26 protein-coding genes are annotated in these 25,664 nt (G+C 62.5%); 20 read left to right on the top strand and 6 right to left on the bottom strand.

All coding sequences use genetic code 11. The features are described 5' to 3' along the window. Window positions 1–85: 85 nt before the first annotated feature. From LB559_RS10750 to LB559_RS10740, 3 genes are read left to right on the top strand one after another with little or no spacing between them, the layout of a single operon-like run. On the top strand, window positions 86–1,069 hold the full coding sequence (locus tag LB559_RS10750; protein ID WP_181172681.1) for an ABC transporter permease: 984 nt from the start codon (window positions 86–88) through the stop codon (window positions 1,067–1,069). After that, window positions 1,066–1,944 (top strand): ABC transporter permease, encoded by an 879-nt coding sequence (locus LB559_RS10745; RefSeq protein ID WP_082827345.1) that lies wholly within the window; start codon window positions 1,066–1,068, stop codon window positions 1,942–1,944. Before LB559_RS10750 ends, LB559_RS10745 begins: the two co-directional genes overlap by 4 nt. Then, window positions 1,937–3,967 carry an ABC transporter ATP-binding protein gene (locus LB559_RS10740; RefSeq protein ID WP_224674033.1) on the top strand — a complete coding sequence of 677 codons (2,031 nt, stop codon included), beginning with the start codon at window positions 1,937–1,939 and terminating at the stop codon, window positions 3,965–3,967. The genes LB559_RS10745 and LB559_RS10740 overlap by 8 nt, the downstream gene beginning before the upstream one ends. Window positions 3,968–4,000: 33 nt before the next feature. Here the strand turns inward: LB559_RS10740 and LB559_RS10735 are convergent, their stop codons facing one another. Beyond that, entirely contained in the window at window positions 4,001–4,903 is a 903-nt protein-coding gene (locus LB559_RS10735) for a LysR family transcriptional regulator (RefSeq protein WP_224674032.1), read from the bottom strand. A gap of 112 nt (window positions 4,904–5,015) precedes the next feature. Between LB559_RS10735 and LB559_RS10730 the strand changes: the two genes are divergently transcribed. From LB559_RS10730 to LB559_RS10700, 7 genes are all read left to right on the top strand, one after another. Then, complete coding sequence (locus LB559_RS10730; RefSeq protein ID WP_224674031.1) at window positions 5,016–6,671, top strand: ABC transporter substrate-binding protein; 1,656 nt, start codon at window positions 5,016–5,018, stop codon at window positions 6,669–6,671. A 17-nt stretch (window positions 6,672–6,688) separates the two neighbouring features. After that, entirely contained in the window at window positions 6,689–7,558 is an 870-nt protein-coding gene (locus tag LB559_RS10725) for a DUF427 domain-containing protein (protein WP_032898906.1), read from the top strand. Window positions 7,559–7,638: 80 nt separating this feature from the next. Next, window positions 7,639–8,403: an SDR family oxidoreductase gene (locus LB559_RS10720; RefSeq protein WP_013532887.1), complete on the top strand. Its 765-nt coding sequence runs from the start codon at window positions 7,639–7,641 to the stop codon at window positions 8,401–8,403. 419 nt (window positions 8,404–8,822) lie between these two features. Beyond that, on the top strand, window positions 8,823–9,797 hold the full coding sequence (locus LB559_RS10715) for an ABC transporter substrate-binding protein (RefSeq protein WP_224674030.1): 975 nt from the start codon (window positions 8,823–8,825) through the stop codon (window positions 9,795–9,797). A gap of 77 nt (window positions 9,798–9,874) precedes the next feature. Further along, window positions 9,875–10,960 (top strand): glycine betaine/L-proline ABC transporter ATP-binding protein, encoded by a 1,086-nt coding sequence (locus LB559_RS10710; RefSeq protein ID WP_224674029.1) that lies wholly within the window; start codon window positions 9,875–9,877, stop codon window positions 10,958–10,960. After that, complete coding sequence (locus LB559_RS10705) at window positions 10,957–12,939, top strand: ABC transporter permease (protein WP_224674028.1); 1,983 nt, start codon at window positions 10,957–10,959, stop codon at window positions 12,937–12,939. The genes LB559_RS10710 and LB559_RS10705 overlap by 4 nt, the downstream gene beginning before the upstream one ends. A 29-nt stretch (window positions 12,940–12,968) precedes the next feature. Continuing rightward, complete coding sequence (locus LB559_RS10700) at window positions 12,969–13,346, top strand: GFA family protein (RefSeq protein WP_013532891.1); 378 nt, start codon at window positions 12,969–12,971, stop codon at window positions 13,344–13,346. A gap of 15 nt (window positions 13,347–13,361) precedes the next feature. On the opposite strand, the gene LB559_RS10695 is transcribed toward LB559_RS10700, so the two are convergent. Continuing rightward, complete coding sequence (locus LB559_RS10695) at window positions 13,362–14,720, bottom strand: NAD(P)-binding domain-containing protein (RefSeq protein ID WP_224674027.1); 1,359 nt, start codon at window positions 14,718–14,720, stop codon at window positions 13,362–13,364. A 318-nt stretch (window positions 14,721–15,038) separates the two neighbouring features. Between LB559_RS10695 and LB559_RS10690 the strand changes: the two genes are divergently transcribed. Together LB559_RS10690 and LB559_RS10685 are read left to right on the top strand one after the other, a co-directional pair. Continuing rightward, window positions 15,039–15,755, top strand: a complete 717-nt coding sequence (locus tag LB559_RS10690; protein ID WP_013532893.1) for a helix-turn-helix domain-containing protein — start codon at window positions 15,039–15,041, stop codon at window positions 15,753–15,755. A gap of 154 nt (window positions 15,756–15,909) precedes the next feature. Continuing rightward, a complete protein-coding gene (locus LB559_RS10685) occupies window positions 15,910–16,281 on the top strand; it encodes an endonuclease domain-containing protein (protein ID WP_224674026.1) in 372 nt (123 codons plus the stop codon). A 119-nt stretch (window positions 16,282–16,400) separates the two neighbouring features. Here LB559_RS10685 and LB559_RS10680 read toward each other — a convergent pair whose 3' ends face one another. From LB559_RS10680 to LB559_RS10665, 4 genes are all read right to left on the bottom strand, one after another. Then, window positions 16,401–17,441 carry a heme-dependent oxidative N-demethylase family protein gene (locus LB559_RS10680; protein WP_063167621.1) on the bottom strand — a complete coding sequence of 347 codons (1,041 nt, stop codon included), beginning with the start codon at window positions 17,439–17,441 and terminating at the stop codon, window positions 16,401–16,403. Between the two features lie 9 nt (window positions 17,442–17,450). After that, window positions 17,451–18,416, bottom strand: a complete 966-nt coding sequence (locus tag LB559_RS10675) for a PDR/VanB family oxidoreductase (protein ID WP_224674025.1) — start codon at window positions 18,414–18,416, stop codon at window positions 17,451–17,453. Further along, on the bottom strand, window positions 18,413–19,009 hold the full coding sequence (locus tag LB559_RS10670; protein ID WP_224674024.1) for a dimethylamine monooxygenase subunit DmmA family protein: 597 nt from the start codon (window positions 19,007–19,009) through the stop codon (window positions 18,413–18,415). The genes LB559_RS10675 and LB559_RS10670 overlap by 4 nt, the downstream gene beginning before the upstream one ends. 142 nt (window positions 19,010–19,151) lie before the next feature. Beyond that, window positions 19,152–20,285, bottom strand: a complete 1,134-nt coding sequence (locus tag LB559_RS10665) for an aminomethyltransferase family protein (RefSeq protein WP_224674023.1) — start codon at window positions 20,283–20,285, stop codon at window positions 19,152–19,154. 286 nt (window positions 20,286–20,571) lie between these two features. On the opposite strand from LB559_RS10665, the gene LB559_RS10660 reads away from it, so the two are divergent. The 8 genes from LB559_RS10660 to LB559_RS10625 all read left to right on the top strand — a co-directional run bounded on the left by LB559_RS10660 (window position 20,572) and on the right by LB559_RS10625 (window position 25,661). After that, window positions 20,572–20,859, top strand: coding sequence for a hypothetical protein (locus LB559_RS10660; protein WP_013532898.1), 288 nt, complete (start codon window positions 20,572–20,574; stop codon window positions 20,857–20,859). 12 nt (window positions 20,860–20,871) lie between these two features. Continuing rightward, window positions 20,872–21,249 (top strand): hypothetical protein, encoded by a 378-nt coding sequence (locus LB559_RS10655; protein ID WP_013532899.1) that lies wholly within the window; start codon window positions 20,872–20,874, stop codon window positions 21,247–21,249. A gap of 35 nt (window positions 21,250–21,284) precedes the next feature. After that, on the top strand, window positions 21,285–21,446 hold the full coding sequence (locus LB559_RS10650) for a hypothetical protein (RefSeq protein ID WP_013532900.1): 162 nt from the start codon (window positions 21,285–21,287) through the stop codon (window positions 21,444–21,446). Between the two features lie 14 nt (window positions 21,447–21,460). Next, window positions 21,461–22,864 (top strand): APC family permease, encoded by a 1,404-nt coding sequence (locus LB559_RS10645; protein ID WP_024502594.1) that lies wholly within the window; start codon window positions 21,461–21,463, stop codon window positions 22,862–22,864. Between the two features lie 45 nt (window positions 22,865–22,909). Next, window positions 22,910–23,599 (top strand): hypothetical protein, encoded by a 690-nt coding sequence (locus tag LB559_RS10640; RefSeq protein WP_024502593.1) that lies wholly within the window; start codon window positions 22,910–22,912, stop codon window positions 23,597–23,599. Next, window positions 23,596–23,919, top strand: a complete 324-nt coding sequence (locus LB559_RS10635) for a hypothetical protein (RefSeq protein WP_013532903.1) — start codon at window positions 23,596–23,598, stop codon at window positions 23,917–23,919. Before LB559_RS10640 ends, LB559_RS10635 begins: the two co-directional genes overlap by 4 nt. A 115-nt stretch (window positions 23,920–24,034) precedes the next feature. Next, window positions 24,035–24,931 carry a class II glutamine amidotransferase gene (locus LB559_RS10630; protein WP_063167616.1) on the top strand — a complete coding sequence of 299 codons (897 nt, stop codon included), beginning with the start codon at window positions 24,035–24,037 and terminating at the stop codon, window positions 24,929–24,931. Window positions 24,932–24,935: 4 nt separating this feature from the next. Next, window positions 24,936–25,661, top strand: coding sequence for a GXGXG domain-containing protein (locus tag LB559_RS10625; protein ID WP_013532905.1), 726 nt, complete (start codon window positions 24,936–24,938; stop codon window positions 25,659–25,661). Window positions 25,662–25,664 lie beyond the last annotated feature (3 nt).

The raw sequence follows: 25,664 nt of genomic DNA, 5'->3' as shown, positions 1-25,664 counted from the left end.
GAGCATGACCTTTTCCGAAAACCGGTCCCCACTTTTCGGGATCATGCTCAAAGGGAAAGCCAATCCTCTAACAGCCAGCTCCCGCATGGGGCTGGCTCCACAAGGAGTCTTAGCCATTCTCTCCTTCCTTGCCCGGCGTGTCTCGCTGTCGCTGGTGACGCTGTTCCTGCTCAGCATCATGGTGTTCCTGGGCGGCCAGGTGCTGCCCGGCAACGTCGGGCGCGCCATATTGGGTCCATTCGCCGACCAGCGCGCGGTCGACGCGCTCAATCACACGCTCGGCGTCGATCGCCCGCTGCTGGCACAGTACTGGGGCTGGATCTCCAATTTCGTCCAGGGCGACATGGGCACGTCCTACATCTTCCGCTCGCCGGTCGCGCCTTTCGTCATCGATGCGCTCGGCAATTCGATGAAGCTGGCGGCGGTCGCCTTCGTGCTGGTGGTACCGATCGGCATCCTCGGCGGCGTCGTCGCCGCGCTCAACCTCAACCGCCCGCTCGACCGCATCATCAGCCTCGGCGGTCTGTCGGTGACGGTGCTGCCGGAATTCGTCACCGGCATCATCCTGATCCTGATCTTTGGTGTCTGGCTGCGCTGGCTGCCGATATCGGCCGCATGGCCGCGCGACGCCGGCTTCTTCACGCAGCTCTACTACCTGATCCTGCCGTCGCTGCCGCTGTTCCTGGTGCTGTTCGGCTACATCGCCCGCATGGCGCGCTCCGGCATGATCGAAGCGCTCGATTCCGACTACACGCGAACGGCCGTGCTGAAGGGCCTGCCCTGGCGCACGGTGATCTGGCGCCATGTGCTGCGCAATGCGCTGCTGCCGACCATCACCGTTATCGCCACGCAGACCGGCTACCTCATCGGCGGCCTTGTCGTCATCGAAACGCTGTTTCGCTACCAGGGCATCGGCTCGCTGATCTTCACTGCCGCGCGCGGCAAGGATTTCCCGATGCTGGAATCCGGCATCCTCACCATCGGCATCGTCTATGCCGTGGCCACTCTTGTCGCCGACTTCCTCTATTCCGTGCTCAATCCGCGCATCCGGCTGGGGTCAGACCAATGAGCACCATCCAGACCACCTCCCCGACACCCGACGACACGCGCCCGCGCGGCCCGCTGGCCGAGGTCTTCTTCTCGCTGCTGCGCTCGCGAACATTCCTTGTCGGTTTCGCCATCGTGCTGTTCTGGGTTGCCTGCGCGCTGTTCGGCGAGCACTTCGCACCCTACGACCCGCTCGCCGACGACATCATCAACGCGCTGGCGCCGCCTTCTTCCGAACACTGGTTCGGCACCGACCAGATCGGCCGCGACGTCTTCTCGCGCGTCATCGTCGGCTCGCGCGACATCCTGACGGTCGCCCCGCTGGCGACCTTGCTGGCGACAGTGGCCGGCACGGCGCTCGGCCTCGTCACCGGCTATTTTCGCGGCCTCGTCGACGATGTCGTCAGCCGAATCCTGGAAGCCTTCATGGCGATCCCGGTGGTCATCGTTGCGTTGCTGGCGATCGTTGCGCTCGGCACCTCGAAGACGACGGTCATCGTTGTCATCGGCTTAAGCTTCGCGCCGATCATCGCGCGCACCGTGCGCTCCGCGGTGCTGGCCGAGCGTGAACTCGACTATGTCGCTGCCGCGCAGCTAAGGCATGAAAGTGCCCTGCATACGATGTTCGTCGAGATCCTGCCCAACGTCATTCCGCCGATCCTGGTCGAAACCACCGTGCGGCTCGGCTATGCCATCTTCGCCGTCGCCACGCTCTCCTTCATGGGTTTCGGCATCCAGCCGCCCTCGCCCGACTGGGGGCTGTCGATCTCCAACAATTACGGCATGATCGGCGGCGGCTTCTGGTGGACGGTGCTGTTCGATGCGCTCGCCATCGCCTCGCTGGTCATCGGCGTCAATCTGGCGGCCGACGGCGTTCACGGAGCGCTCAATGACTAACTCCGCCAAGGCCGAAAACGCACTCGAAGTCACCGATCTTTCGGTTGCCTACCGCGTCGCCGGCCGCAACCGCGCCGTGCTGCGTAACCTCAGCCTCACCATCGGCCAGGGCGAAGCCTATGGGCTGGTCGGCGAATCCGGCTGCGGCAAATCCACCGTGGCGCTTACGGTGGTGCGCTATCTGCCGAGAAACGGTTCTATCACCGGCGGCACGATATCGCTCGACGGCCAGAACGTGATGAAACTCGACGCCGAGGCGCTCAGGCGGGCGCGCGCGGAAAGCGTCTCCATGGTCTATCAGGACCCGGGCAAGGCGCTGAACCCGTCGATCCGCGTCGGCCGTCAGTTGACCGAGATTTTTGAACTCGGCGGTATTTCGGGACAAGCGGCCACCGACCGGGCGATTGCGATGCTCAATCGCGTGCGCATCTCCGATCCGATGAGCGTGATGCAGCGCTACCCGCACCAGCTTTCTGGCGGCATGCAGCAACGCGTGGCGATCGCCATGGCGCTGGCCAACGATCCCTCGATGCTGATCCTCGACGAGCCGACCACCGGCCTCGATGCGACGGTGGAAGCCGAAGTGCTCGACCTGATCGCGCAGCTGCGGCAAGAACTGTCGGCCTCGATCCTGTTTATCAGCCACAACCTCGCCGTCGTCTCCAACATGTGCGACCGCGTCGGCGTGCTCTATGCCGGCATGCTGGTCGAGGAAGGGCCGACGGAGGTCGTCTTCAACGACCCGCGCCATCCCTACACCGTAGCCTTGCTGCGCTGCCTGCCGCGCGGGGGCCAGCGCAAGGACCAGGGCCGCCTCGACACCATTCCGGGTTTCCTTCCCGGCATCGGGGCCGACATCAAGGGCTGCGCCTTCGCCGATCGCTGCGCGCTCGCCGACGACCGCTGCCGCAGCGAATTGCCACCGCTCTACGATCTGGGCGGCCGGCTGTCGCGCTGCTTTCATCACGACAAGGCGCAGGCGCTGCCGCGTGCGACACCGAGCGATGTGGCGCCTGTACCAAGGGCGGCGGCAGCGCCGGTGCTGCGCGTCACCGGGCTGAACAAGACCTATGCCAGCCATGGCCATGCACTGCGCGCCGTGAAGGACGTGTCGCTCGACCTGCGGCCTGGCGAAACGCTCGGGCTGGTCGGCGAATCCGGCAGCGGCAAAACGACCTTCGCCAGGCTGCTGCTCGGCCTTGTGCCGCCGGACGCAGGCGGCACGATCGAGCTGGAAGGCAAGGCGCTGGCGCCCAGGCTGGAGAACCGCAGCGACCACCAGATCAAGGCGATGCAGATCGTCTTCCAGAACCCGGACTCCGCACTCAACCGATCGCATTCGATCCGGCATCTGATCGGACGCGCGCTGAAGCGGCTGGCGGGCCTCTCCGGCAAGGCGCTGGAGGCTCGTCTCAACGACCTCGTCCGCTCGGTGCGGCTCACCGACCGCCATCTTGCCGTCAAGCCACGCCAGCTCTCCGGCGGCCTGAAGCAGCGCGTCGCCATTGCCCGCGCCTTCGCCGGAGACCCGCGCATCGTCGTCTGCGACGAGCCGACCTCGGCGCTCGACGTCTCGGTGCAGGCTGCCATCCTCAATCTGCTCGCCGACCTGCAGTCGAAGGAAGACGTCAGCTACATCTTCATCTCGCATGATCTGGCCGTGGTGCGTTACCTCTCCGACAAGATCGCCGTGCTCTATCTCGGCCGCATCATGGAGCTCGGACCGTCGGAAGAGGTCTTTTCCGGGCCGCATCATCCCTACACCGAAGCGCTGCTGTCGGCCGTGCCCAAACTCGACCAGACCGAGACGGCGCGCATTCGTCTCGACGGCGAAATCCCGAGCGCCACCAATCCGCCGTCGGGCTGCGTGTTCCACACGCGCTGCCCGCGCAAGATCGGTCCGATCTGCGAACAGCAGGAGCCGCCGCTGAGCGAGGCCCAGCCCGGCCATTCGATCCGCTGCCACATTCCATATGCCGAACTGGCCAGGCTGCAGAGAGCGGCCGTGACCGAGCCGGCATAGCGAGCGTCACCATCACCCGCGTGGCTTGGCCGGTCAGATCTGGCCGGCCATGCTGAGAGCACGGTCACCTTCCGAAAAGCCCTGCCCTTCGGCCCAGTCCCTGGCCAGCGTGCGCAGGCCTGTGAGCGCGACATCCAGGACATCCGAAGAAACAGGATTGGAGGGATAGGCGAGGTAGATCGGCCGCTGGAACACCGGCGCGTCGTCGATGCGCCGCATTTCGCCGCGCTCGATATGGCCGCTGACGGCGCTGAGCGGCAGATAGGCGGCGGCTTGCTGCGACAGGACATGCTGGAGGCCGATAAAGACCAGTCCGGCCGATATGGCGGGCTTGACCATGCCGGCAAAGGCGCGGTCGTGCTCGATGCGGAACTCAAGCCCCCAGTCCATCAGGATGTAGTTTTCGGTCCACGGCCTGGTCTGCGCGGCGTGCTGCACCAGCACGACCTGATCGACGGCCAGCGTTTCGTAGACGATGCCGGGGTGCGGCCGCGGCAGATAGAGGATGCAGATATCGAGCAGGCCTTCCGCCAGTTGGTCGATCGCCGAGTCCGGAAAGCTGCCTTCAAGCCGCAGCGCCACGTTCGGCCGCCTGGTGCGCATCCACTCGACCCATGGCGAGGTGATGCGGTCCCACAGATAGGCAGGCGCGGTCAGCCGCAGCAAGGTCTCGTAGCCATCGGGAACGGCGATGTCCTGCCGCGATTGCTCCCAGGTGCGGGTGATGGAAGAGGCATGTGGCAGGAACTGCCGGCCGGCCGGCGTCAGCGTGACGCCATCGCGGTCGCGCACGAAAAGCCGGCGGCCCAACTGCTCCTCCAGCCCCCTGATCCGTGCGCTGACGGTGGACTGCGCGAGGTTGAGCCGGCTGGCTGCGACGGTGAAGCTGCCATGGGTGGCGACTTCGAGAAAGCTGCGCAGATTTTCAGTGTCCATGCCCACCTCTACATCGAAAATTTCGATGACCCCTATCAAAAAATATCGCTTTCCGGCGGCAGTCAACAATGAACTAGATGGCCGAACCCCAAGACAAGCGAGGAATCCAGCCATGCCCAAGCATTTCCGGATGATCGACAACGCTCGCAGAACGCTCACTGCAATCGAAAATTCCGCTGTCGACGAATTGCTGGCCGGCAGGATGGACCGCCGCGACTTCCTGCGCCATGGCAGCGTGCTTGGTCTCTCACTGCCGTTCCTGGGCAGCCTTGTCGCGGCCGCCGGCCTCGGCACGCAGCAAGCACGCGCGGAGGGCAAGCCGGGCGGCACGGTGCGCGCCGGCGTGGCGACGCCGGGCGGCGCCATCGATCCCGTCACCTATTATGACAGCGGCAGCTACCAGCTGGTTTTCCAGACCGCCGAATTTCTCTGCATCACGCAGCCGGACCTCACCTTGAAGCCGGTGCTGGCGGAGAGCTGGGCGCCGAACGAGGACGGCAGCGTCTGGACGTTCAAGCTGCGCAAGGGCGTGAAATTCCACAATGGCGAGGATTTCAAGGCCGACGACGTCGTCGCGACCTTCGACCGGCTGGCCGACCCCAACGGCGCTTCCAATGCACTTTCCGTGTTCAAGGGGCTGCTGTCGAAAGGCGGCACCCGGAAGGTCGACGACCACACCGTCGCCTTCCATCTCGATGCGCCGAATGGCAGCTTTCCCTATTCGGTGTCGATCGACAATTACAACGCCGTCATCCTGCCGGCGAGCTACAAGGGCGACTACGAAAAGACGTTCGAAGGAACCGGGCCATTCCGGCTGGAGACCTACACGCCAAAGGTCGGCGCGACCTTCATCCGCAATACCGACTATTGGGGCGAGAAGGCGCTGCCTGACCGGCTCGAATTCAAATTCTACGGCGACGTGCAACCGCGCATCCTGGCGCTGCAGGCCGGCGAGGTCGACATTCTCGACGCCGTTCCGCTCGATGTAAGCCAGGTGGTGCTGAACAGTCCTGATATCACGGTGCTGCGTGTCGCTTCGACCGCGCACCGGCAGCTTCACATGCGCTGCGACACCGGCCCCTTCACCGACAAGCGCGTGCGCCAGGCGCTGGCGCTGTGCATCGACCGCTCCAAGCTGGTCGACGGGCTGTGCCGCGGCATGGCGGCGACCGGCAATGACAGCCCCTTCGCACCCGCTTTCCCCGCAACCGACAAGACGGTGCCGCAGCGCGTCCAGGATATCGCCAAGGCCAAGCAGTTGCTGGAGGCGGCGGGCCTTGCCAGTGGTTTCGACATCACGCTAACGACGCTGCGCTATTCCGACATTCCCGGCTACGCGCAATTGTTCCAGAATTTCGCTAAGGAAGTCGGTGCCCGCATCTCGCTCAACATCGAGGACCAGGACAAATATTACGGCAAGGCGGTGTTCGGCCAGTCGGACTGGCTGGACAGCCCACTTGGCATCACCGACTACGCCCATCGCAGCGTGCCGAACGTCTTCCTGAAGAGCCCGCTGGTCAGCGACGGTCCGTGGAATGCGGCGCATTTCAAGAGCCCGGCCTATGACGGCATGGTCACCAGCTATCTCAAGGCGCTCGATGTCGGCGCGCAGCGCGCTGCCGCCTCCGACATCCAGAAACTGCTGCTCGACGAGACGCCTGTCATCTTCAGCTATTTTCCCGATCTGCTGGTGCCGGTGCGCAAGAATGTCAGCGGCTTGCCGCCGATCGCCGCCGGTCTGCTGCTCGATCGCGTGTCCCTGAGCTGATCGTGCCTCAACGCCCGATGACAAAAGAAACAAAACGGGAGACTACCATTCGCAAGCCTCATCTGCGCGGCCGCGGGCCGCATTTTCCCTTGCTCGACACCATCGTGCAGTACGACTTCGAGCCGGGCTACATAGCCTTCACCATGCCGACGCAGAAGCGCCTGCGTGTGCAGGTGGGGTCAATGACCGTGGCCGATACGACCAACGCCTTGGTGTTCTACGAATCCGATCATCTGCCGGTCTACTATTTTCCGATCGGCGACGTTCGCGAGGAGTTCCTGCTGCCGAGCAAGACCACGACAGAGGACCCATTCAAGGGCACAGCCACCCACTATTCGCTCAACACCGGCATCACGCTGGTCGAGGACGCGGCCTGGCGCTATCTCGATCCGGTCAAGGGCTGTCCGCCGATATCGGACTACATGTCTTTCACCTGGAGCAAGATGGGACACTGGTTCGAGGAGGACGAGGAGATCTTTGTCCACGCCCGCGATCCCTTCCGCCGCGTCGACTGCCTGCCGTCGTCGCGGCGCGTGCAGGTCATCCTCGATGGTGAGCAGGTCGCCGATTCACGCCGCGGCGTGTTCCTGTTCGAGACCGGCCATCCGGTGCGCCACTATCTGCCGATCGCCGACACGCGGCTCGATATGTTCGCGCCCAGCCGCTACATCTCGCGCTGTCCTTACAAGGGCATCTCCAACTACTATCACGTGACGACCAAGGCCAAGCGCCACGAGAACCTGGTCTGGTATTATCCTGAGCCGGTGCACGAGGCGGAGCGCATCAAGGGGCTGGTCTGTTTCCACCACGAGCTGGTCGACAAGATCCTGGTCGATGGCGTCGAAATCCCGAAGGAAGCCACGGCCGCGTCGAGCGGTTATTTCTAGGCATCGACGCCGCTTGCGCGCGGGCGCTTGATCGAAGCACGGGTCAGCGCATACCCTCCCTGGGACAGGGAGGACACTCGATGGATCTTTTCAAGCTGGATGGCGATGTCGCGCTGGTCACCGGCGCCGGCAGCGGCATCGGCCAGGCCATCGCGATCGGGCTGGCCGAGGCAGGCGCCGACATCGCCTGTTTTGGCCATGCGTCGAAAGGTGGGCTGGATGAAACGGCGCACCGGATCACGGCACTCGGCCGCAAGGCGCTGGTGCTGAACGGTACAGTGACATCGCAGAGCGATCTGGCGGCGGCGATCGATCGAGTCGAGAGCGAACTCGGTGCGCTGACCGTTGCGGTCAACAATGCCGGCATTGCCGGCTCCGAACCCGCCGAGACGATGCCGCTGGAGACGTGGCAGAAGGTGCACGAGGTCAATGTCGCCGGCGTGTTCCTGTCCTGTCAGGCCGAAGCGCGCAAGATGCTGGTGCGAGGCAAGGGCTCGATCATCAACATCGCCTCGATGTCGGGCACCATCGTCAACCGGGGCCTGACGCAGGCGCACTACAATTCTTCGAAGGCCGCCGTCATCCACATGTCCAGGAGTCTCGCTATGGAGTGGGCCGATCGCGGCCTGCGCGTCAATGTCGTCAGCCCGGGCTACACACTGACGCCGATGAACAAGCGGCCTGAGGTGGCCGAAGAGGTCAAGATCTTCAAGCGCGACACGCCAATGGGGCGGATGGCGGCGCCGGAGGAAATGGTCGGACCGACGGTGTTCCTGGCCAGCCGCGCAGCGAGCTTCGTCACCGGCCTCGACCTGATTGTCGATGGCGGCTACGTCTGCTGGTAGAGGTTCAACTTCGCCTGCAGTCTGAATTTATACGCCTCGCGCGGTGTTAGTCGTTGCGCGACATGAACCTTGATATATATAATTTCATCCCATGAAACTGGCTTGGCGAGATGGCGCTTGCCGGGTCGACAGCCGAGAACATGAGACCTTGATGGCTCGCACCTTGCAAGGCGCCGCAAGACTGGCAATCGATCCGCAGATGACCGCCCCCGCAGCGATCCGTCGGCAACCATGACGCCGACACTGCAGTCCTGTTCCATCATCACTAGAATTGAGCACCATCTTGCCTGCGCCGGCCAAAGCCGGGGCAACAATCTGGCGCCGACGGCCTTGCGCAAAGACCAGCCTTTCCAACACAATCAAGAAAAGCCGCAAGAAGGGAACGAACGATAATTTTCACAGCTTGAAGGAGAACAAGCATGTCACTTCGCAGTGTGATTTCGAACTTAACAATGGGAACCTTCGCACTCGCCGCGGCGAGTGCACTGACACCTTCCGCCCAAGCCGCCGCACCAGAATCCAACGATCCGATCAAGATCGCGCTGTTCGACTGGACCAGCGTCAATCTGAACGCCAAGATCCTTGGCGGTATCCTGGAAAAGCTCGGCTATACCGTCGAGTATCCCACGGCCGACTACCTCTCCAGCCTGACCACGGGACTCACCAATGGCGATCTCGATGTCGGCCTGGAGTTCTGGGACACGACCGCCGGCGAAGCCATGAAGGCCTCCGATGCGACCGGCCAGACCGAACGGCTGGGCAAGCTCGGACCCAAGGCCAAGGAAGAGTGGTGGTTTCCGGAATACATGAAGGAGAAATGCCCGGGCCTGCCCAATTGGGAAGCGCTGAAGGACCCGAAATGCGCCGAAGCCTTCTCGACGGCGGAGACCGCACCGAAGGGACGCTATCTCGGCGGCCCGGTGACATGGGAAGGCTTTGACGACGAGCGCGTCGAGGCGCTGAAACTGCCCTTCACCGTCATCCATGCCGGCACCGACGCGGCGATGTTCGCCGAGCTCGATTCCGCCTATCAGCGCAAGGCGCCGATCATGCTGTGGATCTATTCGCCGCACTGGGCGCCGGCCAAGTACAAGGGCGAGTGGGTTGAATTCCCGGAATACACGCCCGAGTGCTACAACGACCCGAAATGGGGCGTGAACCCCGACGCCAAATATGACTGCGGCAAGCCGCATGGCGAGATCTGGAAATACTCCTGGTCCGGCATGAAGGACAAATGGCCGGTCGCCTACAAGGTGGCCAAGGCCTACACGATTGACACCGATGAGCTCAACAAGATGAGCGGCGAGATCGATCTCGGCGGCAAGACACCGGAGGACGTCGCAGCTGCCTGGATCTCCGCCCACGAGGCCGACTGGAAAGCCTGGGCGCAGTGATCGTTCCGACTGGAAAAATGAGACCCGGCTGCTGACCAGCCGGGCCTCACTTGTTGATATTCCAGAGGGACGTTCGAATGACGGACAGGACTGAACAGGAGCCAAACACGGCGGGCGCGCCAAAAGACGCCCGTCCGGTAAAGCTTGCCTGCCGCAATGTCTGGAAATTGTTCGGATCGAACGCGGCCAATTTCATCCGTGAACGTGACGGCAAGGCCAGCATGGCCGACGTCACGGCTGCCGGGCTGGTCGGCGCGGTGCGCGCCGTCGACCTTGAAATCCGCCAGGGCGAGATTTTCATCATCATGGGCTTGTCGGGCTCCGGCAAGTCGACGCTGGTGCGCTGCATGTCGAGGCTGGTCGAGCCGACCCACGGCAAGGTCGAATTCGAGGGCAATGACCTGCTGGAAATCTCCGATGCAGCACTCATCGAATTGCGACGACACCGCATGGGCATGGTGTTCCAAAATTTTGCGCTGTTGCCGCATCTCAACGTGCTGGAGAACATCGCCTTCCCACTCAGCATCCAGGGGCAGGACCGGGCGACACGCGAAGCAAGGGCGCGCGAGGTCATCGAGCTTGTCGGCTTAAGGGGTCGCGAGCATTTCTATCCGCGCGAACTGTCCGGCGGCCAGCAGCAGCGTGTCGGCATCGCCCGCAGCTTGGCGACAAAACCGGAAATCTGGTTCCTCGACGAGCCGTTCTCGGCGCTCGATCCGCTGATCCGCCGCGAGATGCAGGACGAGCTGATGCGGCTGCAGATGATGCTGCACAAGACCATCGTCTTCATCACCCATGATTTCGACGAGGCCATCCGGCTGGCCGACCGCATCGCCATCATGAAGGATGGCGAGGTCATCCAGATCGGCACGCCGGAGGAACTGGTGGTCAATCCGGCGACCGACTACGTCGCCGAGTTCACCCGCGACGTCGACCGCGCCAAGGTGATCTCGGCACGCAGCCTCATGCGCGCCTGCGACGGCTCGGAGCACGGCGGAACGGTGGCGCCGGAGGCCAAGATATCCAGCTTTTCCGCCAGCATCGTTGCCGCCAACAAGCCGTTCGCGGTGGTCAACGGCACCGGCAAACCGATCGGCGAGGTGACGCCGCAAGCGGTGATCGATCTGCTGGCCGGCATTGAGCGTTCCGGAGCCGGCACATGACGGTGACGGCAAGCGCCGGCGAAACGCGGTCGCGCCCGGTTCAGGTCTGGCTGCTCGTCTGGGCGGTGGCACTCGCGGCCGTGCTTGTCGTGTTCCTGTTGCAAGACCGCCTGCCCTGGGCGGTCAATTATCCGGCCAGCGCCGTCGTGCCGGTCGCCGATTGGGTCAGCGCGCTGATGCGCTGGATCAAGTCGAACCTGTCCTGGTTGACCCGCTCGATCACCGCGGTGCTCGGCGTTCCGCTCGATTTCGCGCTCAATCTGCTGGCCAAGAATTTCAAGATCGGTCACGGCGCAGAAGCCTATGTCCTGCCGCGGCTGTCCTGGGTCGGCGTCTGCGCTGCCGCCTTCATCGCGGGGCATGCAGCCGGCGGCAGAAAGCTCGGCCTGCTGGTCGGCGGCTGCTTTCTCTATATCGCGCTGTTCGGCCAATGGACCAGCGCCATGCTGACGCTTGGGCTGATCTCCATCGCCGTGCCGTTCTGCATCGTCACCGGGCTGTTCGCCGGCATTTGGGCGTGGCGCAAGCCGTGGGCCGAAAGGCTCATCGTCTCCCCTGCCCTTGACCTGATGCAGACGATCCCGACCTTCGCCTATCTCATCCCAATGCTGCTGCTGTTCGGCAACAGCCCGGTCTCGGCGACGATTGCGACCGCCATCTTCGCCACCCCGCCGATGGTGCGAGCAACGATGCTCGGCCTATCGCGGGTGCCGTCGGAGATCGACGATTTCAGCGAAATGGCCGGCTGCACGGCGCAGCAGAAACTGTGGCGGGTGCTGCTGCCGTCGGCGCGGCCGACATTGATGGTCGGAGTCAACCAGGTCATCATGCTGGCGCTGAACATGGTGATCATCGCTTCGATGATCGGTGCCGGCGGCCTCGGCTACGACGTGCTCCTGGCGCTACGCGCGCTGAAGGTCGGCGAGGCGATGGAAGCCGGCCTTGCCATTGTGGCACTCGCCATCGCACTCGACCGGCTGAGCCAGGCCATCGCGCACAGCCAAGCAAAGGGCCATGTCCATCAGGAGGTAAGCCCGAGCCTCTGGCGGCGCTACCCCAACCTGACGCTGGCCATCGCCATCCTTGTCGTGACAACACTGCTCGGCCTGTTCGTGCCGGCCTTGGCAGTGGTGCCGAAAGCGATCACTTTCACCACGGCGCCGCTGTGGAAGGCGGCGGTGAACTGGGTGACCATCAATTTCTTCGACACGATCGAAGCGTTTCGCGTGGCGCTCATCCTCAATCTGCTGAACCCGCTGCGCGCCTTTTGCGAGGGCTTTCCGTGGCTCGGCGCCGTCTTCCTGCTCGGCCTTGCAGGCTATCAACTCTCCGGCCTGCGTCTCGCCGTCCTCGTCGCCGCGCTGACCGCCTTCTGCGCCATCACCGGCCTGTGGGAAAAGACCATGGCGACGGTCTATCTCTGCGGTATCTCGGCCTTCATCGCCTGCCTGATCGGCATCCCGATCGGGCTGATGGCTTCACGCAGCGACCGGTTCGAGAAAATCGTCACGCCGGTCATCGATACGCTGCAGGTGCTGCCATCCTTCTGCTTCATCATCCCGGTGGTGATGCTGTTTCGGGTCGGCGACGTCACCGCCATGATCGCGACGATCGCCTTCGCCGTGGTGCCGGCGATCCGCTACACCAATCACGGCATCAGGCAGGTGCCGCCGGCGCTGATCGAGGCGGCCAAGGTGTCGGGCTGCACGCCGCGCCAGACCTTCTTTCGCGTGCAACTGCCGCTGGCGCTGCCGGAAATCATGCTGGGCGTCAACCAGACGATCCTGATGGCGCTGGCAATGATCATCATCTGCGCCATGGTCGGCACCCGCGATCTAGGCCAGGAAGTGTTCATCGCACTGTCCAAAGCCGATTCCGGCCGCGGCATCGTCGCCGGTCTCGCCATCGCCTTCATCGGCATCGTCGCCGACCGGCTGTTCAGCGCCTGGACGGCGAAGGCGCGCGCAAGGCTGGGTTAGGATTAGCCGCCCCGACACAGGAGAGAATGATGACTGGCCGGATCGCTCACTGCACCTGCGGCCAATTGCAGATCCGCTGCCCGCAAGAGCCGGCCAAGGTCTCGCTTTGCCATTGCCTGGACTGTCAGCGGCGGACCGGCAGTCCGTTCGGGATCGCCGCTTTCTTCGATGCCGCCGAGACCGAGATCAGCGGCTCATTCCAGACATTCCAACGCGATTCCGACAGCGGCTTTCCCGTCACCTTCCATTTCTGCGGAACGTGCGGCTCAACGGTCTTCTGGTATCCGTCACGAAAACCGGCGGCGGTAGCCGTCGCAGTCGGCTGCTTCGGAGACCCGGCATTTCCGGCGCCGACGCAGTCTGTCTATGGCGAGAGTCGCCACGGCTGGGTCGAGGCGCCGGCCTGACGGCAAGCCCACTCGTTATTCCGCCGCAACGCTCTTCACCTCGAGATAGCTCTCCATCGAATCATCGAGCGCCTGCAGCCACGGCGTATGATGCAGCGGCGCCATGGTGCCGGTCATCAGCGAGCGGTAGGCGTGGTCGCGGAAGCTCATAATGTCTTCGCCCTTGTGGTGTTCCCATTCCATGAAGGTCTGGTTGACCGCCTCGACGTCGAAACCGGGATAATCGGTCTGGTCCATCAATTCCTTGGTGTAGTCGCCCTGGAACCAGATCATCTGCTCGGCGTCTTCCAGCGTTTCCTCACGCGCGCGCCACTTCGCGCCGTGCGCGGCCATCGCCTCGGCCGAGGGCAGCTTGATGCGGCCCATGATGACGTCGCGGGCAAACCAGGCCTGCGCGTCGAACATGTTGAAGGTGTAGAACTGGTCCTGCATGCCGATATAGGAAAGCTGTGGATTCTTCTCCCAGACGACGCCTTCATAGAGATCGAGCGGCCACATGCGGTTGGCTGTCTTGAGCTTCAGATCGTCGGTCAGGAAGGGGAAGGAATGCAGGTACCCGGTGCACAGGATGATGGCGTCGACATCCTTGGTCGTGCCATCCTTGAAATGCGCGGTCTTGCCGACGACCTTCTGCAGCAGCGGCACCTCTTTCCAATTGTCCGGCCATTTGAAGCCCATTGGCTTGGAGCGGTAGCTGGAGGTGATGGATTTGGCGCCGTATTTGTAGCATTGCGAGCCGATGTCCTCGGCCGAATAGGAGCGGCCGATGATCAGGATATCCTTGCCCTTGAACTCCATCGCGTCGCGGAAATCATGGCTGTGCAGGATGCGGCCATTGAAGGTGGAGAAACCCTCGAAATAGGGCACGTTGGGTACCGAGAAATGCCCGGAGGCGACGACGACATTGTCGAACTCTTCGGAATAAGTGACGTCGTTGGTGCGGTCATGCGCGGTGACGGTGAATTTCTTCGTCTCGTCCGAAAACGTCACCATGCGCACCGGGCTGTTGAAGCGCACCCATTTGCGCAGGCCTGATTTCTCGACGCGGCCCTTGATGTAGTCCCACAGCACGGCGCGCGGCGGATAGGAGCCGATCGGCCGGCCGAAGTGCTCCTCGAAAGTATAGTCGGCGAATTCCAGGCATTCCTTTGGTCCGTTCGACCAGAGATAGCGATACATGGAACCGTGCACCGGATCGCCATGCTCGTCGAGACCGGTGCGCCAGGTGTAGTTCCACAGGCCGCCCCAGTCCGACTGCTTTTCGAAGCAGACGATCTCGGGAATGTCGGCGCCCTTGTCGGCCGCCGATTTGAAGGCCCTGAGCTGTGCCAGGCCGGATGGGCCGGCTCCGATGACGGCAACGCGACTTTTCATGGCAGGCCTCCCGATCTGGTTTCGACTTTTGCCTTGACGCAACTCCCAAGGGGAAAGCGCTATGCGCTTTTTCCGGAATTGCTCTTACGAAACAAATTTCACTCACAGGGACAGTAATTGGCCCTTTCGTGCTGTCAACAGCCCGGTGCGGAAACAACGTTCCGCCGATGTGGATTTCCCGCAAAAAACCGGACGCGGCCAAACGCCGGATCGTGCGCATGCGCTTTCAGGCGACTTGCCGTCGCAGTTGCGCTGCTGTATCGGCACCTGACATGTTCACCTAGAGTGAAATAAATCCGCAGGAGTGCCGGGGGCGACATGGCGAAGAAGGTTTCCGATTCCAAGGCTGGTCCAGCCGGTGCAAAGGCCAAGCCGCAGCCAAAGGTCTCGGCCGACGGGAAAACCATCCGCGCGCCGCTGACGCAGAACCCGCATGCCATTCGCGACACGCGCGAAAAGGTGCTGGAGGTGGCGATCGGCCGCGAGGTGCGCGCCTTCCGCAAGAAGCTCGGCATCACCGTCGCCGATCTGGCGGTCGCCACCGACATTTCGCTGGGCATGCTGTCGAAGATCGAGAATGGCATCACCTCGCCGTCACTGACCACCTTGCAGGCGCTGTCGCGGGCGCTCGGCGTCCCGGTCACCGCCTTCTTCCGCCGGTTCGAGGAAGAGCGCAGCGCCGTTTTCGTCAAGGCCGGCCAAGGCCTCGATGTCGAGCGCCGCGGCACGCGCGCCGGTCACCAGTACAATCTGCTCGGCCATATCGGCTCCAATACCAGCGGCGTCGTCGTCGAGCCCTATTTGATCACGCTGACCGAGGATTCCGACGTGTTTCCGACCTTCCAGCATGAGGGCATGGAGTTCCTCTATATGCTCGAGGGCGAGGTCGTTTACCGGCACGGCAGCAATCTCTACCCGATGAAGCCCGGCGACAGCCTGTTCTTCGACGCCGACGCGCCGCACGGGCCGGAACAGCTGACGAAACTGCCGATGCGGTATTTGTCGATTATCTGCTATCCGCAGAGCGCGGGTTGAGCGGGACTCGATCTCCCCTTGGTCTCTCGTGAGGCAAATCGGCTTCGCGACGGCTCCTCTTTTGCAGCACTGGTAATTGGCGAAAGCCGAAGTGACATTCGATCTCCCCCCTTGAGGGGGAGATGTCCGGCAGGACAGAGGGGGGCGAGCCGCGATGACACACAATCTGGTATCCGCCAAGAACCGCCGCAATGCGCGCACGATGCGCAAGGTGATGACCGATGCCGAACTAAAGCTTTGGAGTGAGATCAGGGCACACAGGCTAATGGGACTAGGATTTCGGCGCCAGATGCCTATCGCCGGCCATATCGTCGATTTTGCATGCCCGGACAAAAAGCTGATCGTCGAGCTTGATGGTTCTCAGCATGGCCAGGCCGAAACGTCGGAATCAGACGCTGCAAGAACTGCCAGGTTTGAAGCGCTGGGCTGGACGGTCCTGCGCTTCTGGAACGACGATGTCATTCGCGATATCGACAATGTCTGCCAGCATGTCGTGATTATGGCTGGGCTGGACGACGCGTCGTAAGCGCGGAGGTGGAGATTGGGTAAGGCAGGCGCTCCACGGCGCCCCCCTCTGCCCTGCCGGGCATCTCCCCCTCTTGGGGGGAGATTGGCTGCTTTGGAGGCAGCGCCAACATCAGCTATTCAATCCGGTCCGAACCCAGGGCTCGTCGGGCTGCCGTCGTCGAGCTTCGACAGCCACTCGACCAACGTTGACCTATATCGGGTCAGGCCCTTGTAGTTGCCGAGTTCGTCGGGCAGGTCGCGGATGACACGGTGCAGGCGCCGGGCCCATTTTGGTTGCGTCACCAGCTCATCCATCTTGATCAGATAGCAGCGGATCGGAAAGACGATGCCGTTCGAGCGCGGCAGGCGCCAAAAACTCTGCAGCTCGACGCGCAGATGCACTTTGTCGCCGACATTCTCCGGCGTCACCGTAGCCCGGTCCGGACCCCATTTGTGATAGTTTTCGGGGCTGGTGTCGAGGCGCGGATTGATGGTCATCGTCCAGTTCAGGCGCCTGGCCGGCTTGCCTTGCTGGATGTTGGTGAGGAATTTCAGCGCCCTGACAAAAATCCCCTTCTCATGCGCCAGCGGCACCGGCGCGTGCCATTCGAAAAAGTTCATGCCGATGTCGAAATCGAGCGACCAGTCGGCTTGGGTGGTGACCATGCCGGCATCCATCCACAGATTGCCGTCGCGCTGGTCGAGGATGCAGAAGTCGCCCTGGCTCTGGCGGGTGATGTACTCCATCGGGCCGTAAGGCAGCGTCGAGGTGTCGCCGAAGGTGAAGGTGTCGTCGATGCCGAGCGGCCGGTTGATCCAGCGCCAGCGGTCGCCGTCGCGGGTCAGTGTGAAATGTTCGGGATAGCCCAGCGCCTGCTGCTCCATCAGCAGTTCCAGCAGGTCCCAGCCGGCCAGCGTCATGTGCGGCAGCGACTGGCAGCGCAGCGGGTCCTCGGCCAGCACCAGCGCCCGGTCCTGCATCTCGGCGACATAGTGCTCGTCGACGTCGATCAGGTTTTCCAGCACGCTGCCTTTCGGCCCGACGACATGCGGCTCGATGTTGACCGCATACATGTAGGCGTCTTCGTGGAAAGGGAACGGGAAGCGCCTGATGTGCTCAGGGCTGTTCCTGAAGGTGAAGTCGTCGCGGAACGTTTCCTTGCGAAAGGTGATGCCCATGATTTCCTCCTAGCGCTCCAGGACCAGCGACCGGCCCTCGAAGCGCGACACGCACGGCATGATCTTCTTGCCCGAACGGTGCTCTTCCTCGCTCAGCCAGTGGTCGTTGTGGATGAACTTGCCGTCGCAAGAGATGACGTTGGTTTCGCACTGGCCGCAGACGCCGCCGCGGCAGAGATAGGGCGGATCGACGCCGGCCGCTTCGATCGCTTCCAGCAGGCTCTGCTGCTCATCGACGCGGATCGTCTTGCCGCTGACGGCAAGCGTCACGTCGAAAGGCAGGCCAGGCTGGGGGGCCGCGAAATGCTCGAAATGCACAGTTTCCGATGGCCAACCGAGGCTTGCCGCGCGATCACGCACCCAGTTGATCATGCCGGCCGGGCCGCAGACATAGAGATGCGTGCCGAGCGGCTGCGCCGACAGCAGCCGGTCGAGTTCGATGCGCTCGTCAAGGTCGTCATGATAGAGCCTGACCCGTCGGTCGTAGCGCTCGCGCAGCACATCGGCGTAGGTGCCGAGCGATGCGGTGCGGCAGGTGTAGTGCAGTTCGAAATTGCCGCCTTCCGCCGCAAGCTGAGCGGTCTGCGCCATGAACGGCGTGATGCCGATGCCGCCGGCCAGCATCAGATGCTTTTTGGCGCGCAGGTCGAGCGAGAACAGATTGACGGGATAGCTGACCACCATCTCCATGCCGGGCTTGACGTTCCGGTGCATGAACAGCGAGCCGCCGCGGCCGACATCGTCGCGGCGCACCGAGATCGTGTATTCGCGCGTGTCGAGCGGCGAGCCCATCAGCGAATAGGGGTTGAGCCTGGTGCGTTCGCCGTCGCGCATCTCGACCACGATATGGGCGCCGCCGGAAAAGGTCGGCAGCAACTCGCCGTCGCGCCGGCGGAAATGGAAGCGGGTGACGAGGTCGTTGACCGGGACGACGTCGCTGACCACGACATCGAGTTTTGTGGTTCCGGTGCTCATCGGAAAACCTCCTCCATCGGAGGAATCTCGCTGCGATCCTCGGCGTTGATGCAGACGCCCTGGAACGCCGCGATGCGCCTGGAATAATGATCGCGCACCAGAAGCAGCAGGCCGCAATGCGCGCAGGTCGCCGGCTGCGTCGTCACATTCTCGGTGATGCCCTTGCAGTGGACGCATTGCATGCGCCGCGCCAGCGAACCGCGGCGCTCGGTCTGGATCGAAGTGTGGTCGATGCCGGCTTCAAGCGCCACCTGCATCGCCTGGCCGATCAGGCCCTCAGTGCCGGCGAGATAGAGGCGCAGGCCCATATGCGCATTTGCCAGTGTCTGCCTAAGCCGTGGCAGCAGGCTGGCGAAGGATGGCGACAGATGAAACTGCACCGGTCTCAGCGCTTCGAGGGCTGCGGTGTGTTTGCCGTCAGGCCCGGGAATGAAGACGATTTCGGCGTCGTCGAAAAACCCGGGCGGCGCCCTCCCGGCCATCTCCGCTATCGCCAGCGCCCCTTCCGCATCCGCGATAAAAAGATGATGCTTGCCGGGCTGCGGAGACAAGGTTCCGTAAACAGGCCGGCTGATGATGCTTTTGGCTGCCATTTAAGTCTTCGTGCCTTCGAGCGCTTCACCGTTTCATAGAAACGGCGGACCGCTCTATCTCTTTGCTTTGACGCAATTCCGGACGGAAAACCGTTTCACACTTTTCCTGGAATTGCTCGAACCCCTCGCCGTCGACTATGCCTCAACCTTTCGCCGTGCGCTTGGTCTTCTTGGGATCGTCGAATGGCAATGGCTGGGCGATGGCCTTGATGGCGCCGCTCCTGTTGCGGATTTCGAGCTTGGTGTCCTTGACCGCGCAGTCGACGTCGAGGCGGGCGATGCCCATCGATTTCTCGACCAGCGGCGAATACATGGCGCAGGTCACCACGCCCACCTTCTTGCCGTCACGATAGACCGGCGCACCCTCATCGGCCGGCTCCTTGCCGTCGAGCAGAAGGCCGTAGATCTTGAAGCGCTCCTTACCCTTGAGGCGATAATGCTCTTCGGCGCCGCGAAAGCCGGTCTTTCCGGGGCTGACGGTGAAGTCGAGGCCGAGTTCCCACAGCGTGTCGCCGGGTCCTTCATTGTCGAACGGGTATTTCTGCGAATTGTCGTAGGGGTAGAACAGCAAGTAGCTTTCCACCCGCAGCATGTCGAGGGTGGTGAAGCGGCACGGAATGATGCCGGCGCTCTTGCCCTCGTCGAGGATCCTGTCCCAGATCGTGCCGGCATCCTGGCCGCGGCAGAAGATCTCGTAGCCGCGCTCGCCGGTATAGCCGGTGCGCGAGATCATGACGGGCAAGCCGAACAGTTGCGTCTGCATATGATGGAAATAGTTGAGGTCGCGAATCCCCGGCACATGCGTGGCCAGATAGTCGACGGCGGTTGGCCCCTGCAGCGACAGATCGTGCAGATTGTCGTCGAAGCGCAGCGACACGTCGCGGCCCATAGCCGCCCGCTGCAATTCTTCATGGCCGGTGCCCGAACCATGCACGACCATCCAGGCATTGGGGCCGGTGCGGTAGAGGATGCAATCGTCGGTGAATTTTCCCGCCTCGTTCAGCATGCAGGCATAGGCCGACTTACCGGGGTAGATCTTTTCGACGTCGCGCGTCGTCGCCAGGTCGATCAGGTGTGAAGCATGCGGCCCGGTGATGTGCACCTTCTTGAGGCCGGAGACATCCATCAGGCCAGCCTTGGTGCGGATGGCGATGTACTCCTCGTCGGCATCCTTGTCGTAGGTCCAGGCGGTTCCCATGCCGCTCCAGTCTTCGAGCTTCGAACCGAGCGCTCGGTGGCGATCCGCCAGGGTCGAAAATCTCCAGGATGCCGTCATCCGCTCGTCCTCCGTTTCGATAATGCTCTGCTGTTCCCTGCCCCCTGCGCAGTGGCGGGAGCTTTGACCGAATATTGATCGCAAACGCCAGGACGCCGCAATACCCATAAGCAATTAATTTCATTGTCAGGCAAAATCCACCGCGCAAAGCAAACAGTTAACCTCACGTAAATCGCGCTTGACAATTGCGGGATTCGGACTGAATTTATGAAAAAAATTTCACTCTCTTGAAAGAGGGCAGCGGCCGGCCAATTCGGGGCCTGGCGTTGGAAAAAGGGGAAAACCGATGTCAGACATGCAACAGCGCATCGAAGCGCTGTACCGCTCCGACGTGCGCGGATCCGCGCTCCTGATCGTCTGCCTGTGGGCGACGATCCTCTTCGTCCTGCTCATGACATGGCCCTACATCCCGCACAGCGGCATCAAGGCCGTGGTCGCGATCGCCGCCGCCGCCGTGCTGATCTTCAACACGGCCGCCATCCTGGCGATGGTCAAGCACTACAAGGAAGACAAGGAATTCATCTACGGGCTCGACATCAAGAACGCCGACGCATTCCGCAACCGCAAGTCCTGAGGGGTAGAAGAAATGTCCCGCTACACGCCGCCGGAGCAGAGCAAGGCCGGGCAGGTTTTCGACATCGCTGTCGTCGTCGTCGCCATTTTCGTGGCGCTGTGGCTGCCGCTGAAACTGGGCCTCGCCGGTGCGGCGAAATCCATCGACGCGCTCGACGCCAAGACGTGGGAAGCGCTCGGCCAGAACCCGACCATGGCCTCGATCTGGGAAAAGCTCGGCTACACGCCCGAGACCGCGCACGACATCATCCAGAACCGCTTCCATTATGTCATCGACTGGCCGACGCTGATCATAATGGCTGCGGTGCTGATAGGCTATTTCGTCTTCCTGTTTCGCGCATCCGACCGCGAATATCGCGACGTCATCAACGAAAAATTCGACGACAAGTAAGAGTTCTGAGGACGATTTAATTCGGGGACACGATCATGTGGGTGGCACTCTCTTACGCATGCTGGGGCATCTCGATCGTGCTCGCTTTGTGGATGCTCTACGACTGGTTCAAGGTCGACACGACCTTCTCCGAAGAGGTGCTGACCTCGTCGCGCGAAGGCGAACTGGAAGCCACTTCCGAAAAACACCGGATCTGAGTGAGGATTGAACAATGACGATCGCACTTGAACCGGCTGCCCCGGCTGTCCAAGGGGACAGAGTTTCACTCCTGCGCGTGCTCGGACCGGCCCATGTCTGGGCGCTCGGCGTCGGCATCGTCCTGGTCGGCGAATTCACCGGCTGGAATTTCTCGGCGGACAAGGGTGGCGCGCTGGCCGCGCTGATCGTCTGCTGGGTCGTCGGATTGCTCTACACCTCGGTCGCGATGATCGATTCCGAGGTGACATCGACCGTGGCCGCCGCCGGCGGCCAGTATGCGCAGGCAAAGCACATCGTCGGACCGCTGATGGCGTTCAACGTCGCGCTGTTCCTGGTCTTTGCCTACACGATGCTCGAAGTGTCCGACGCCATCCTGCTCGGCGACACCATCGTCGCCAAGGCCGGCGTCGAAGGGCTCACCCACAATTCCTTCATCGCCGCGACCATCGTCGTGCTGGCGTGGCTGAACTATCGCGGCGTGCTGATGACGCTCAACGTCAACTTCGTCATCACCGCGATCGCCTATATCTCGATCGTCATCCTGTTCTTCTCGGTCAGCCCGTGGACGCAAGGCGCGGTGCTGAAGCTGAACGAACTGGTCACCCCAGGCAATGCGCTTCCCTATGGCTGGATCGGCGTCATCGCCGCGTTCCAGTTCGGCATATGGTACTATCTCGGCATCGAAGGCACCACACAGGCCGCCGAGGAAGTGCGCTCCCCGGCCCGCTCGCTGCCTTACGGCACCATGGCCGGCATGATCACGCTTTTGATCGCAGCCGCCATGACCTGGTATGTCTGCGCCTCGCTGATGCCGTGGGAATATCTCGGCATCACCTACTATCCACTGTGGGACGCCGGCAAGCTGACCGGCAGCCCGCTGCTCGAGAACCTGTTGTTCGTCGCCACGCTGCTGGCGGCACTGGCGTCGGCCAATGGCTGCATCAACGATGCGGCGCGCGCCTGGTTCTCGCTCGGCCGTGACCGCTATCTGCCGACATGGTTCTCGGCCGTGCATCCGAAATATCGCACGCCCTATCGCTCGATCCTGTTCCTGCTGCCGATCGCGCTGGCCTTCGCCTTCATCGCCGACCTCAACCAGGCGATCACCTTTTCGATCCTGTCGGGGGTGCTGCAATACACGTTCATGAGCATCAACATCATCATGTTCCGCAAGAAGTGGCCGCTGGGCTCGATCCGCCGAGGCTACACCCACCCCTTCCATCCGATCCCGGCAATGGTGCTGTTCTGCCTGTGCGTGGTGACCTTCTTCGCAATCTTCCTCGGCTTCGGCTCGCAGTTGATCGCCATGGTCGCCTTCTACTTCCTGATCTCGCTGTGGTTCCACTTCTACCGTTACAAATTCGTGCGGCGCGGCGACCAGTTCACCATGCCGTGGCCAAAGCCGCAGGGTTATTGATGGGAGTAGGCCCGTCCGGATCCCGGGCGGGCCTGGCATGAGAAAATGTCCGATCTGACATCAGCACTGCTGGCCGGGGCCATTGTCCTGGTTGTCGTTCTCCACCTTGCCTGGCAAGCGCGTGCCAGCCGCAGCAGGGCATCGATGGCGCTCGCCGTCGAGCAGGACCGCATCCGCACAATCATCGCCGATGCTGCCAATGTTTCGGATGGCACCGCCGGCGTCATCACCTGGGAAGGATCCTGGAACAGCAAACGTGTCCAGGTGCGCACCATCGTCGATACGCTGGCGACGCGCAAACTGCCGGCGCGCTGGCTCAGTGTTTCGATCACCGAAGAGGTCGCGGTACCAGCCACCTTCGACATGATGATGCGGCCGGGCTCGCCGACGACCTTCTCCAATTTCGATCATCTCGAGCATACGCTGCCCAAGGCTCCGGGATTTCCCGCCGAGTCGGTGCTGCGCACCGACCGCAGGGCGGCGCGCTTTCCGCAAGGCCTGATCGCCAGCCATATCGAGATCTTTTCCGAAGGGCGCGCCAAGGAACTGCTGATCACGCCCAAGGGTATACGCATCGTCTGGCTTCTGGCCGAAGCCGAGCGGGCGCGCTATGGCGTTTTCCGGCAGGCCGAATTCGGCGACGCCGCACTCGATCCCGCGCTGATCGAAAGGCTGCTGATGTCGGTGTCGGCGCTTCGCGACGCGATCAACAAAAGCGAACGGCAGGCCGCATGACCAGTTCCGCCACTGCACCCACCAATCCCTATCTGGTTCTCGGCGCCGCAATCGTGCTGCCGGGAAGCGGGCACGTCATTCTGGGCGTGCCGGTGCGCGGCCTTCAATTCCTTTTCTTCATGGTGATCCTGGCATGGGTGACGGCCAAGATCGCGCCGCCCGATGCCAGCTTCGTCGGCCGTCACGCCGGCGGCTTCCTGATCTATGCTTTGTCGATCCTGGACGCCTACAAGCTCGCCCGCATCCGCACCGCCAAATGGGTTCACAACGCCCGGCAAGGCAACGATAGTGGGCAGAGCGGCATTGAGACGCATAGGTAACGCATAGGTAATTAGAGGAATATTTTTTTCATACGATTGAATTTGCGGACCTCATTCGATACATCATTTCAGAGTTGCAAACGATCTCTTAGCTACAAAACGTCGGGAGGCTGACATGTGTGGAATTGTCGGACTGTTTTTGAAGGACAAGTCGCTGGAACCCCAGCTTGGCGCGATGCTGTCGCAGATGCTGATCTCGCTCAGCGATCGCGGTCCCGATAGCGCCGGCATCGCCATCTATGGCGCGCCGTCCAAGAATGAGGCCAAGATCACCATCCAGTCGGCCAAGCCCGACCGCGATTTCCGCGGCCTCGAGGCGGAGCTCGCTAAGGCCATCGGCACGCCGGTGACGATCGCGGTGAAATCCACCCATGCAGTCGTCAGGACCACGCCTGCCAAGATCGATGAAGCGCGCGAAACCATCCAGGCGCTGCGCCCCGACATCCGCATCATGGGCGCCGGCGACGTGGTCGAGATCTACAAGGAAGTCGGCCTGCCCGAGGCAGTCGTCGATCGCTTCGATGTCCGCAAGATGACCGGCACACATGGCATCGGCCATACCCGCATGGCGACGGAATCGGCGGTGACGACGATGGGCGCGCATCCGTTCTCGACCGGCGCCGACCAGTGCCTGGTGCACAATGGCTCGCTGTCGAACCACAACAATGTCCGCCGCGAACTGATCCGCGAAGGCATGACCTTCGAAACCGAGAACGACACCGAGGTTGCTGCCGCCTATCTCTCGTCACAGATGGCGCATGGCAAGAATCTCGGCGAGGCGCTGGAAGGCACGCTCTCCGACCTCGACGGCTTCTTCACCTTCGTCGTCGGCACCAAGAACGGCTTTGGCGTGGTGCGCGATCCGATTGCCTGCAAGCCAGCCGTGATGGCCGAAACCGACCAATATGTCGCCTTCGGCTCGGAATATCGCGCGCTGACCAAACTGCCCGGCATAGACAATGCGAGGGTCTGGGAACCCGAGCCCGCAACCGTCTATTTCTGGGAGCATTGAGTTCATGCCGGCAACCACGCTTTCTAAAACCGCGGCACACGACCCTCGGGTCTTCGATCTCGACCAGTTGTCGCTGCGCGAACTCAACCAGGCGCTGCACAATCTGGCTCCCGGCTCGAACGAAACGGCATGGGAAGTGCTGAACCCGAAAGGCAGCCATTCGGTGGCCGTTGGCGTCGACCAGCCTGTTGCCATCGATGTGCGCGGCAGCGTCGGCTATTACTGCGGCGGCATGAATTCCGGCAGCACCATTACCGTGCATGGTTCGGCAGGGCCTGGAGTCGGCGAGAACATGATGTCGGGCTCGATCACCATCAAAGGCGACGCCAGCCAGTATGCCGGCGCCACCGGCAAGGGCGGCCTGCTGGTCATCGAAGGCAACGCCTCGTCGCGCTGCGGCATTTCGATGAAGGGCATCGATATCGTCGTGCATGGAAATATCGGCCATATGTCGGCCTTCATGGCGCAGTCAGGCAATCTGGTGGTGTTGGGCGATGCCGGCGATGCGCTCGGCGATTCCATCTACGAGGCGCGGCTCTTCGTGCGCGGCAAGGTCGACAGCCTCGGCGCCGACTGCATCGCCAAGGAAATGCGGACCGAGCATCTGGAATTGCTGCAGGGCCTGCTCGACCGCGCCGGCGTCACCGGCGTCAAGCCGTCGGAGTTCAAGCGCTACGGCTCGGCGCGTACCCTCTATAATTTCAATATCGACAACGCCGACGCGTATTGAGGC

The sequence above is a fragment of the Mesorhizobium sp. BR1-1-3 genome (assembly GCF_020165455.1).
GTDB classification, from domain to species: domain Bacteria; phylum Pseudomonadota; class Alphaproteobacteria; order Rhizobiales; family Rhizobiaceae; genus Mesorhizobium; species Mesorhizobium ciceri.
This window is presented reverse-complemented; position numbering and strand designations above follow the sequence as displayed.